At 72.1% G+C, this 10821-nt stretch carries 13 protein-coding genes; 8 read left to right on the forward strand and 5 right to left on the reverse strand.

Annotated features, from left to right (window positions below; all coding sequences use genetic code 11):
• Positions 1-57 precede the first annotated feature (57 nt).
• Positions 58-606 (reverse strand): LytR C-terminal domain-containing protein, encoded by a 549-nt coding sequence (locus LDL48_RS24945; protein WP_225257645.1) that lies wholly within the window; start codon positions 604-606, stop codon positions 58-60.
• A gap of 387 nt (positions 607-993) precedes the next feature.
• Here LDL48_RS24945 and LDL48_RS24950 point away from each other — a divergent pair, with 387 nt between their 5' ends.
• Together LDL48_RS24950 and LDL48_RS24955 are read left to right on the forward strand one after the other, a co-directional pair.
• The gene (locus LDL48_RS24950; RefSeq protein WP_196411809.1) at positions 994-1290 is read left to right on the forward strand and encodes a DUF4193 domain-containing protein; all 297 of its coding nucleotides are present in this window, start codon (positions 994-996) and stop codon (positions 1288-1290) included.
• Between the two features lie 139 nt (positions 1291-1429).
• Positions 1430-2251, forward strand: a complete 822-nt coding sequence (locus tag LDL48_RS24955) for a hypothetical protein (RefSeq protein WP_225257646.1) — start codon at positions 1430-1432, stop codon at positions 2249-2251.
• Here LDL48_RS24955 and LDL48_RS24960 read toward each other — a convergent pair.
• Positions 2241-2726: a DUF3093 domain-containing protein gene (locus tag LDL48_RS24960; RefSeq protein ID WP_225257647.1), complete on the reverse strand. Its 486-nt coding sequence runs from the start codon at positions 2724-2726 to the stop codon at positions 2241-2243. The genes LDL48_RS24955 and LDL48_RS24960 overlap by 11 nt on opposite strands.
• Before the next feature lie 92 nt (positions 2727-2818).
• On the opposite strand from LDL48_RS24960, the gene dut reads away from it, so the two are divergent.
• The 4 genes from dut (at position 2819) to LDL48_RS24980 (ending at position 5190) form a co-directional block, all read left to right on the forward strand.
• Complete coding sequence (gene dut, locus LDL48_RS24965; protein WP_225257648.1) at positions 2819-3307, forward strand: dUTP diphosphatase; 489 nt, start codon at positions 2819-2821, stop codon at positions 3305-3307.
• Entirely contained in the window at positions 3294-3941 is a 648-nt protein-coding gene (locus LDL48_RS24970) for a DUF3710 domain-containing protein (RefSeq protein WP_225257649.1), read from the forward strand. Before dut ends, LDL48_RS24970 begins: the two co-directional genes overlap by 14 nt.
• A 101-nt stretch (positions 3942-4042) precedes the next feature.
• Positions 4043-4423, forward strand: coding sequence for an OB-fold nucleic acid binding domain-containing protein (locus LDL48_RS24975; RefSeq protein ID WP_225257650.1), 381 nt, complete (start codon positions 4043-4045; stop codon positions 4421-4423).
• On the forward strand, positions 4420-5190 hold the full coding sequence (locus LDL48_RS24980) for a DUF3159 domain-containing protein (protein WP_225257651.1): 771 nt from the start codon (positions 4420-4422) through the stop codon (positions 5188-5190). Before LDL48_RS24975 ends, LDL48_RS24980 begins: the two co-directional genes overlap by 4 nt.
• Positions 5191-5196: 6 nt before the next feature.
• Here LDL48_RS24980 and LDL48_RS24985 read toward each other — a convergent pair whose 3' ends face one another.
• Both LDL48_RS24985 and LDL48_RS24990 read right to left on the reverse strand, forming a co-directional pair.
• Entirely contained in the window at positions 5197-5877 is a 681-nt protein-coding gene (locus tag LDL48_RS24985) for a potassium channel family protein (RefSeq protein ID WP_225257793.1), read from the reverse strand.
• Complete coding sequence (locus LDL48_RS24990; RefSeq protein ID WP_225257794.1) at positions 5874-6539, reverse strand: potassium channel family protein; 666 nt, start codon at positions 6537-6539, stop codon at positions 5874-5876. Before LDL48_RS24990 ends, LDL48_RS24985 begins: the two co-directional genes overlap by 4 nt.
• 114 nt (positions 6540-6653) lie before the next feature.
• Here LDL48_RS24990 and LDL48_RS24995 point away from each other — a divergent pair, with 114 nt between their 5' ends.
• A complete protein-coding gene (locus LDL48_RS24995; RefSeq protein WP_225257652.1) occupies positions 6654-8660 on the forward strand; it encodes an APC family permease in 2007 nt (668 codons plus the stop codon).
• On the forward strand, positions 8657-9865 hold the full coding sequence (locus tag LDL48_RS25000) for a class I SAM-dependent RNA methyltransferase (RefSeq protein ID WP_225257653.1): 1209 nt from the start codon (positions 8657-8659) through the stop codon (positions 9863-9865). The genes LDL48_RS24995 and LDL48_RS25000 overlap by 4 nt, the downstream gene beginning before the upstream one ends.
• Before the next feature lie 42 nt (positions 9866-9907).
• On the opposite strand, the gene LDL48_RS25005 is transcribed toward LDL48_RS25000, so the two are convergent.
• Positions 9908-10450 carry a 2'-5' RNA ligase family protein gene (locus LDL48_RS25005; RefSeq protein WP_225257654.1) on the reverse strand — a complete coding sequence of 181 codons (543 nt, stop codon included), beginning with the start codon at positions 10448-10450 and terminating at the stop codon, positions 9908-9910.
• Positions 10451-10821: the final 371 nt, after the last annotated feature.

The following is a 10821-nucleotide window of genomic DNA, read 5'->3' on the forward strand; positions in this document are numbered from 1 at the left end:
CTGAGTGGGCCGTCCCGGAGCGGGCGGGCCTGGGCCGGCCGTCCCTGAGCCGGCGGGCTACTTGGCCTTCTTGTCGGCGTCCGCCGGTTCCGGGCAGGCCCCGAACGGCAGCTCCGGCTCGCCCAGCTGGGACAGCGACTGGTTGACCTCGGTGCTGGTGGCGAGCTGGCGGAACCCGTTGCCGACGACGATGTCCACCACGTCGCTGGTGCGCTTCGCGCTGTACTCGTCCTTCGCGTCGCCCAGGAAGTACGCCTTCAGCAGCTGCGCGTCGGCGACCGTCTTGGGGCCGTACCGGATGATCGCGATCTTGTCGAACTTGGTCTTGCTCTTGCCCGGGTCCTGCATCACGAAGCCGCGGTTCTTGAAGTCCGTGGTGACCTTCTCGGCCAGGCCGGCGTTGCGGGTGCCGTTGTAGACCTTGACTTTGACCTCGGCCGGGTCGTCCGGGAGCGTGATGTCGGCCACCGGGGCACCGTCGGGGCAGCCGCCGTCGGCCGACGCGTCGCCCTGACTGTCCTGGACCAGGGCCACCACGACGAAGACCACCGCGGCTACGGCGAGCACGCCGATCACGACGAGCGCTCGGACGCGCGCAAAGCTCATGGGTCTGGCTCCTGGGGTGGATCGGGGAGTGGTTCAGCAGGTGCTGGGTACGGGGTCTGGAGTGAGGTTAGCGTCTGGCCGCCACGGCTGCGGAAACAGGAGATAGTTCCGGCGCGCCGACGATGATCCACGCGTCCGTACCCCTACCTTGATGTCGCCTCAGTCACATCGGGAACAATTGGCCGCCTGCGCGCGTACAAGCCACCCGCGGGAGCGGTAAGGTACCGCGCTCGCCGGGGCAGTTCACGAAGGGGTGGGAAGGCCTCGGCGGCGGTCGCTCTCCACATCACGGGGTGAGTAGCAAAAGTCCGCGAGAACGGGAACCAGAACGACGTCACCGGCGTTACTAACGCCAAGTGACACATCGATACAGGAGAGTGAAACCCGATGGCCACCGACTACGACGCTCCGCGTCGCGATGAGGTCGACCTCGGCGAGGACAGCCTCGAAGAGCTCAAGGCCCGCCGCGCCGACTCCCAGTCCGGCGCGGTCGACGTCGACGAGGTCGAGGTGGCGGAGAGCTTCGAGTTGCCCGGCGCTGACCTGGCCGACGAGGAGCTGACCGTCAAGGTACTGCCGATGCAGAATGACGAGTTCCGCTGTGCCCGCTGTTTCCTCGTGCATCACCGCAGCCAGCTGGCGGTCGAGCGCAACGGGGAACTGATCTGCCGCGAGTGCGCCTGACGGCCGCCCGCGCACCGCGACCCGGTCGGCACCGACGACCGGGCGGGACACCGTCGCCGGACCACCGCGTGGCCGGCGTGCGGGCGGTGCATCTGGCTGCTTGACTGGTGACAGGCGTACCAGGACGCGGAGGGCGACGATGAGCACACCCGAGACCGGCGCACCGACCTCTCAGCCGGGAGACGGGTCGGCCGACGTCGACGACTCCGCGACCGGTGCACCGGCCCGGCCGGACGCCGAGATCGGCGCGACCGTGGCCGCGCTGACCGCCGACGACCTGGAGCCGGCCGGTCGGCGCCGGCTGTTGGCCCGACTCGTCGGTGATGTCCGAAGCCGCGGCCTGGGTCAGATGTTCCGGCCCAAGGCCGCCATCCGGTGGATGGCCGACGTGGTCGGCGACATCGCACCGCACGTCCCGGTCCGCGACCTGGAGACCCTGCGCCGGCATTTCGACGGGCTGGACGGCGACGACCTGGCCGACCGCCTGATCCGGAACGCCTCCCGCGGCACCGCCGGGATCGGCGCGGCCGGCGGCGGCGTCGCCGCGGTCGAGTGGGCGGTCACGCCGACCCTGCTGTCCGCCCCGGTCCTGCTGGCCACCGAGACGGTCGCCGTGGTCGCGGTCGAGCTCAAGCTGATCGGCGAGCTGCACCAGGTGTACGGCCAGCCGGTCACCGGCAACACCGCCGAGCGCGCCACCGCCCTGGTGCAGGCCTGGTCCGCGCAGCGTGGCGTGAACCCGCTGCTGCCCGGCGTCGGCGTCGGCGCGGTCCTGGGCACCGCGGCCCGCCGGGAACTGCAGACGTCGCTGCTGCGCCGTTTCGGCCGCAACCTCACCACGATGGGACCGCTGCTCACCGGCGCGGTCGTGGCCAGTTACCTGAACGGGCGGGCGACCCGGGCCCTGGGCGACAAGGTGCGGAAGGACCTCCGCGGCAAGCGCCCGGCGATCAGCGCCTAGCCGCCAGCAGGGCGGTCGCCAGCTCCACCGGGTGCCGCGTGCTGACCACCCAGAACGGGGTCGGGTCGGCGGGATCGTCCAGGACCACCTGCACCGCGCCGGAGACCCACGGCCGCTGCACCACGAACGCCAGCGGGTGGGCGCCCACGCCGAGCACCTCGCGTCTGCCGTCGGCGTCCAGCGCCACCACGTCGGCGATCACGGCGAGCGGGAGGCGGGCGTCGTCGACCTGGAACTCGGTGGCGGTGACCGCGACCCGGATCCGGCCCAGCCAGATCAGCAGACCGACGGTCGCCGGCAGCAGCACCGCGAACGGCACCCAGGCCCGCAGGCCGGGCCCGCCGAGCCAGATCTCCACACCCAGCAGCAGCGCCGCGACCAGCGCGGACGGCCAGGCCCACCAGGGCACGCGGAGCCGCTCGGAGTACGTCGTGGCGGACTCCGCTGTCGTGCGTCCCTCGGGCGACGGTGTCACGCTGGCAGGGTACGGCGCGCCTCCTTCTCCGGACACGGCAGGATGGCAGGGTGAGTCCCGCCCGAGGACCGATCGACCGTGAGGAAACCACCGTGTTCGACGCTGTGGACGTGCCGGTGCGCCGGCTCGACCCGGATCTGCCGCTGCCGGCGTACGCCCACCCCGGCGACGCGGGTGCCGACCTGGTCGCCGCGGAGGACGTGAAGCTGGCCCCCGGTGAACGGCGCCTGGTGCCGACCGGCATCGCCGTCGCCGTTCCGGACGGCTACGTCGGCCTGGTCCACCCGCGTTCCGGGCTGGCCACCCGCCTGGGCGTGACCGTCCTCAACGCGCCCGGTACGGTCGACGCCGGCTACCGCGGCGAAATCATGGTGAACCTGGTCAACCACGACCCGGTCGGCACGGTGCAGATCTCCCGCGGCGACCGCATCGCCCAACTGCTGGTGCAGCGGGTCGAGCGTGCCGCGTTCCACGTCGTGGACGAGCTGCCGGAGACCGTCCGCGGCGCCGGTGGTCACGGCTCGACCGGCGGGCACCAGGCGTTCCCCACGCAGAGAGGTGACAGTCATGTTCTCCCGTAAGCGCCCCCGGCACGTGCGTCCCGACGACGCGCCGCCGTCCGCGGCGCTCGCCCAGAGCCTGTCCACCGACGGCGAGGCCCCCGCGCCCGACCGCGGCCCGTACGACATCCGGCACGCGCCGGACGGCGTGCCGCGGCTCGACCTGGGCAGCCTGCAGATCCCGGCGATCGAGGGCGTCGAGGTCCGCGTCCAGGCCAGCCCCGAGGGCGCCATCGAGCACGTGGTGCTGGTGTCCGGCGGCAGCGGTGTCGAGCTGGGTGCGTTCGCCGCGCCGCGGACCGAGGGCATCTGGGCCGAGGTCCGCGACGAGATGCTGAAGAACATGACCGACGAGCGCCTGGACGTGCGTGAGGTGGACGACGACCACGGCACCGCGCTGCTGGCCCGGCTGCCCGACCCGCAGGGCAACCTGGTGGACGTGCGGTACGTGGGGGTGGACGGTCCACGGTGGTTCGTCCGGGCCACGTTCCAGGGTCCCGGTGCGGTGGACCCGGCGTCCGCCCCGGCGCTCTGGGAGTGCCTGGAGGGACTCGTGGTGACCCGCGACGACGAGCCCAGGCCGGTCCGCGAGCCGCTGCCGCTGCGGCTGCCGCCGGAGATGGCCGAGCAGGCCCAGCAGCAGGACGGTTCGTGACCGGGGGCGTCGCGTGCACCGCGGGCGTACCGTGAGGGATCGGGCCGGCCGCCGTGCCGGGCCTGCCCGACCGGGCGCCTGAGGAGGAGTGACCTGAGGTCATGTCGACCGACGAGCGCATCACCGGCCTGCGCCGCTTCCTGGAGCGGCTGACCGCCTCCGAGGAGGAGCTGCAGGCCCGGGAACTGCAACGGGACAGCGCCCGGTGTGGCGCCACCCTGGCGGGGCAGTGCACCCGGGGGCAGGTCGTCTCGGTGTCGGGGCGGCTGCGCACCGTGGCGTACACTCCCCGCACCAACCTGCCGACCCTCGAGGCCGACCTGTACGACGGCAGCGACGTGGTCACGCTCGTCTTCCTGGGCCGGCGCTCGATCGCCGGCATCGAGCCGGGACGACAGCTCACCGCCAAGGGCCGGATCGCGATCCGGGACGACCGTAAGGTCATCTACAACCCGTACTACGAGCTGGAGGCGCCCCGGTGACACCCGGCAGCGAGCCCCGTCACGCCGCCCGCGAGCCCATCGAGGACCGGGTCGCCGAGGAGATCGTCGAGGAACTCGAGCTCCGGCCGGCGCCGGCGGCCGAGGCCGACGAGCCGATGCCGTCGATGAGCGAGCAGGTCGCCGAGCAGCTCGGCGGCGTCCGCGGGCTGATCGAGTCGAGCATCCCGGTGCTGGCGTTCGTCGTGCTCAACGTGGTGCTGGGTGACGTGCTGAAGGTGGCCGAGCGCACCGCGCTGTACTGGGCGATCGGTGGCGCGCTGGGCACCGCGGTGCTGATCGGGGCGTACCGGCTGTACCGCAAGGAGGCGGTGCGGCACGCCGTCAACGGCATCTTCGGGGTGGCGATCGGCGCCTTCCTGGCCTACCGGACCGGCGACGCGAAGAACTTCTACCTGCCCGGCATCCTGCTGACCCTGGCCCAGGTGGTGCTGCTGGTGCTGTCCGTGCTGGTCCGGCGGCCGATCATCGGGTACGTGTGGGGCGTGCTCGCCAACGGCGGCAAGCACGACTGGTTCGACAACCCCCGGCTGTTCCGCACGTTCCAGTGGCTGACCCTGGTCTGGGCCGGCTCGCTGTTCGTCCGGTCCGGTGTCCAGGGGTGGCTGTGGCTGCAGGACCAGGCCAACGCGATCGGCATCGTGCGCATCCTGATCAGCTGGCCGATCTACGCGGCCACGTTCGCGTTCACCGTGTGGGCGGTGCGCCGGGTGACCCGCGAGCAGCACGCCGAGGCCGTCACCGGCTGACCCGGGTCAGTCCAGCGCCGGGCCGTCACCCAGCACCACGGCCCGGACCGCGTCCTCCACCTCGGCGGTGCACACGAAGATCAGCTCGTCGCCGACCTCCAGCGGATCGTCCGGCGTGGGGACCAGCACCCGCTTGCCCCGCAGGATCGCGACCAGCGCGGAGTCGCGCGGCATCGGCACCGACCGCACCGGCTCACCCACGTACGGCGCGGTGGCCGGCAGCGTGATCTCCACCAGGTTGGCCTCGCCCTGCCGGAACGTCATCAGCCGGACCAGGTCGCCGACCGTGACCGCCTCCTCGACCAGCGCCGCCATCAGGCGCGGCTTGCTCACCGCGACGTCGACGCCCCACTGCTCGGTGAAGAGCCACTCGTTCTCCGCGCGGTTCACCCGGGCCACCACCCGGGCCACCGCGAACTCCGTCTTGGCCAGCAGCGAGACCACCAGGTTGGCCTTGTCGTCGCCGGTCGCCGCGACCACCACGTCGCAGCCCGCGACGTCGGCCTCCTCCAGGCTGCTCAGCTCGCACGCGTCGGCCAGCACCCATTCCGCCTCGGGCACCCGCTCCGGCCGCAGCTGGCGGGGCTGGCGCTCGATCAGCATCACCTGGTGCCCGTTGCCGATCAGCTCACTGGCGATGGACCGGCCGACATTGCCGGCTCCGGCGATGGCGATCCGCATGGTCAGTGCCCTCCCTGTACGGCGGACGAGGCGATCTCCAGCACCGGCTCCACGGTGTCGTCGGTGACCAGCATGAACACCTGGTCGCCGTCCTGCACCACGGTGGACGGGGTGGCCAGCGAGCCGATCCCGAACCGCATCAGGTACGCGACCCGGGCACCGGTGGCCTCCTCCAGCGACTGCAGCGTCCGGCCCACCCAGTCCCGGTGCACCGGCGCCTCGACGATGGAGATCGCGCTGGTCGGGTCGCGGAACACCTCGACCGTGCCCTCCGGGACCAGGTGCCGCACCATCCGGTCGGCGGCCCAGCGGATCGTCGCCACGGTCGGGATGCCGAGGCGCTCGTAGACCAGGGCGCGCCGGGCGTCGTAGATCCGGGCCACCACCCGGGACACGCCGTACGTCTCGCGGGCCAGCCGGGCCGAGATGATGTTCGAGTTGTCGCCGCTGGATACCGCGGCGAACGCGTCGGCCCGCTCGATGCCGGCGGCGTGCAGCACGTCCCGGTCGAAGCCGACGCCGGTCACCGTGATGCCGGTGAACTCCGCGCCCAGGCGGCGGAACGCGTCGGCGTTCTGGTCGATCACCGCCACCGAGTGCCCTCGAGCGTCCAGGCTGTGGGCGAGCGTCGACCCCAGCCGTCCGCACCCCATGATCACCACGTGCACCGTCGTCACGCCTTCCCGCCGCGATGTTGACTCCCAGAGCGTGCCACGTGGCAGCGAGTGCCGTTGGCCGGGGCGCCGAACGGCACCGGTGATCCAGCCGTACGCTTGGCGCTTGTGGTAAGTCCGACCTCGCTCGCCAAGCGGCTGCTGCTCGGCAGGCCGTTCCGCTCCGACCGGTTGCAGCACACGCTGCTGCCGAAGCGGATCGCGCTGCCCGTGTTCGCCAGCGACGCCCTGTCGAGCGTGGCGTACGCCCCCGACGAGATCCTGCTGACGCTCTCCATCGCCGGCGCCGCGGCCTACATGTACTCGCCCTGGGTCACCCTGGCGGTGGCGGTCGTGATGATCACCGTGGTGGCCAGTTACCGGCAGACGGTGCACGCCTACCCGTCCGGCGGCGGCGACTACGAGGTGGCCACGGTCAATCTCGGCCCGCGGGCCGGGGTGGCGGTGGCCAGCGCGCTGCTCGTCGACTACATCCTCACCGTGGCGGTGTCGGTCAGCGCCGGGGTCTCCAACCTCGGCTCGGTGGTGCCGTTCGTCGCCGAGCACAAGGTCGGCATAGCGGTCGCCGCGGTGGCCCTGCTGACCGCGATGAACCTGCGCGGCCTGCGCGAGTCCGGCGGCCTGTTCGCCGTACCCACCTATGCCTTCATCTTCGTCATGGTCGGCATGATCGTCACCGGCCTGATCCGGGTCTTCGTCCTCGGCCAGGACCTGCGCGCGCCCAGCGCGGACCTGGTGATCGAAGCCGAGGAGCACCACCTGACCAGCTTCGCGTTCATGTTCCTGCTGCTCCGGACGTTCTCCTCCGGGTGCGCGGCGCTGACCGGCGTGGAGGCCATCTCCAACGGTGTGCCCGCGTTCAAGGCGCCGAAGAGCAAGAACGCGGCCACCACGCTGCTGCTGCTGGGCGGCGTGGCGATCCTCCTGCTGGTCGGCATCATCACCCTGGCCCGGGCCACCCACCTGCAGTTCGTCGAGGACCCGCTGCTGCAGATCGTCGGCGGTCCGCCCAACTACGTGCAGAAGACCGTGACCACGCAGCTCGGCGAGACGGTCTTCGGCAGCGGCTCGATCCTGCTGTACCTGGTCGGCGCGGTGACCGCGCTGATCCTGTTCCTGGCCGCGAACACCGCGTTCAACGGCTTCCCGGTGCTCGGCTCGATCCTGGCGCAGGACCGCTACCTGCCCCGCCAGTTGCACACCCGCGGCGACCGGCTGGCGTTCTCCAACGGCATCGTCTTCCTGGCGGTCACCGCGATGGTGCTGATCGTGGCGTTCGAGGCCGAGGTGACCCGGCTGATCCAGCTGTACATCGTCGGCGTGTTCGTGTCGTTCACGCTGTCCCAGGCCGGCATGCTGCGGCACTGGAACCGGCTGCTGCGCACCCAGCGCGACCCGGACCGGCGCCGGCAGATGTACCGCTCCCGGGCGATCAACGGCTTCGGCATGGTGCTCTGCGGCGCGGTCCTGATCGTCGTGCTGATCACCAAGTTCCTGCTCGGGGCGTGGATCGCGATCGCCGCGATGGCCGTCATCTACGTGACCATGCTGGCCATCCGGAAGCACTACACCCGGGTCGCGGCGGAACTCGCGCCGACCGACGAGCGCCCGGTGCTGCCGTCCCGCAACCACGCCATCGTGCTGGTCAGCAAGGTGCACCTGCCGACGCTGCGTGCGGTCGCGTACGCCCAGGCCACCCGTCCGGACACGCTGACCGCGGTCACCGTGAACGTGGACGACTCGGATACCCGCACGATCCAGGCCGAGTGGGAGCGCCGCCAGGTCCCGGTGCCGCTCACCGTGGTCGACTCGCCGTACCGGGAGATCACCCGGCCGATCATCGACTACGTCAAGAGCGTCCGCCGCGGCTCACCCCGCGACGTGGTCACGGTCTTCGTCCCGGAATACGTGGTCGGCCGCTGGTGGGAGAACCTGCTGCACAACCAGAGCGCGCTGCGGATCAAGGGCCGGTTGCTGTTCGAGCCGGGCGTGATGGTCACCAGCGTGCCCTGGCAGTTGCGTTCCAGCCAGGACAAGGACCTGGACCGATTCGACCGCGACCTGACCCGGGCGCCCGCCCGCGGCCCGCGCTCCGGCGCCGAGGACGACCAGTGACGGATCTCGTCGAGGGTGACCGCGTCGAGGTGGTGGTCGGCGCACCGGCGCACGGCGGGCACTGTGTGGCCCGGATCGGCGGGCCGCACGGGCAGGTGGTGTTCGTCCGGCACGCCCTGCCCGGCGAGCGGGTCACGGTCGAGATCACCGAACTGCACCGCGGCTACCTGCGCGGCGACGCGGTCGAGGTGCACGAGGCCGCACCGGACCGGGTCACGCCGCCCTGCCCGTACGCCCGGCCCGGCGCGTGCGGCGGCTGCGACCTGCAGCACGTCGCCGAGGACGCCCAGCTGGCCTGGAAGACCGCCGTGGTCTCCGAACAGCTCAGCCGCCTGGCCGGCTTCACCGACGACGAGATCGACCGCCTGGGGGTACGCGTGGAGCGGCTCCCCGGCGGCACCCTGGGCTGGCGCACCCGGATCCGCTACACCGTCGACGCGGCCGGCCGCGCGGGCCTGCTGCAGCACCGTTCCCACCAGGTGGTGCCGATCGACCGGTGCCGGATCGCCCACCCCACGCTGCAGGCCCTCGACCTCACCACCCGGCACTGGCCGACCGAGAGCACCGTCGAGGCGGTGGCCTCCACCGGCGGCGACGTGACGGTGCGCAGCGACCGCGTCCTGACCGGCCCGGCCGAGGTCACCGAACTGGCCGCCGGGCGCCGCTGGCAGGTTCCCGCCGAGGGCTTCTGGCAGGTGCATCCGGACGCCGCCGACACGCTGGTCTCCGCGGTCCTGGACCTGCTGCGGCCGGCACCGGGCGAGACCGCGTGGGACCTGTACGGCGGCGCCGGGCTGTTCGCGGCCGCGCTGGCCGGGCGCACGTCGGCCCGGGTGACCGTGGTCGAGTCCGCGCCGCTGGGGGTGGCCGCGGCCCGCACCAACCTGGCCGACCTGCCCGGCGTCGAGGTGGTGCCGGCCCGGGTGGAGACCGCCCTGGCCCGGCGCCGGATCACCGGCCCGGTCGACCTGGTGGTGCTGGACCCGCCCCGCTCCGGCGCGGGCGCCGCCGTGGTCCGGGCCGTGGTCGCCGCCGCACCCCGGGCCGTCGCCTACGTGGCGTGCGACCCGGCGGCACTGGCGCGCGACCTGGCCACGTTCGCCCGATCGGGGTGGCGGACCGTGGAGCTGCGCGCCTTCGACCTCTTCCCGATGACGCAGCACATCGAGTGCGTAGCGCTCCTGACCCCGGCAGACCCACCCTGATCCCACCGTCTCAGCGACCCGGGCGCCCGGGTGGCCCGCCGCCTACGCCGGGGTCAACTGAATGCTCGAATATCCGCCCGGTATCTCGACGAGGTGGGCGCTGGAGGCGCGTGCGGGGATCGGTGCGGGGAAGCGGGTCACGACGTCCAGGACTCGGGCCTTGTCCGTGACGCCGACGGCAAGCGTGCAGTGCGGTAGCAGGGCATCCGGACGGTAGTAGGGCCAGATGCCGTCGACCAGCGGTTCGATGGCGTCGTGGACCGCGCGCTGCACGGCCAACAGCCGAGACGAGGGTACGACGCCGAGAAAGGCGGGCGCCTCCTCGGTGAGAAAGAACCCGAGCGCCGCGAGAGGCAGGGTCAGCCCGACCGACGTGGCGAGCACCGGCCGGACCGCATCGGCGACCTCTGACGGGTTCCCGTGCTCGAACACCGACAGAGTGACGTGAGGGCGGTACCGGGACTGCGGGACGCTGCCCAACGACGTGACGCCGTATGCGTCGAGAGCGGCCCAGATCTGCCTGATCTGGTGGTCGGCGCGCTCGTCAAGGAACAACTCGACGGCATGCGGCACGGCGGCCTCCATCGGTGTGCTCAAGGGGGGCACGTACCCGCGTCCTGCGGGGGTTCGGCTCTGCGATCTCCATCTCGATTCGGAGTGATGACGCCGAAGACGGGCTCCCACAGGTTCCCCGATCCTGGCGGCGAAGTGCCGCCCGACTCGCCGTAGCCCGACTCGCCGTAGCCCACCGCCGCGCCGACCCCCCGACCTGACGGCCCTGTCCATCCCCGAAGGTGTACCGCGGGCCGGACCGGCTGCGCGGTGACCACCGCGTCCGGCGGACCTCGACGGCCAGCGCTCCAACCTATGCCCGCTGCACGTGACCAGCCCGCGGCAAGCCGCGCCCGATCACCAGGACGACGGATATGCGGTGCAGCGACCGACTCGTCTCATTT

The organism is Jidongwangia harbinensis, assembly GCF_020216025.1.
In the GTDB taxonomy this organism is placed as follows: Bacteria; Actinomycetota; Actinomycetes; order Mycobacteriales; family Micromonosporaceae; genus Actinoplanes; species Actinoplanes harbinensis.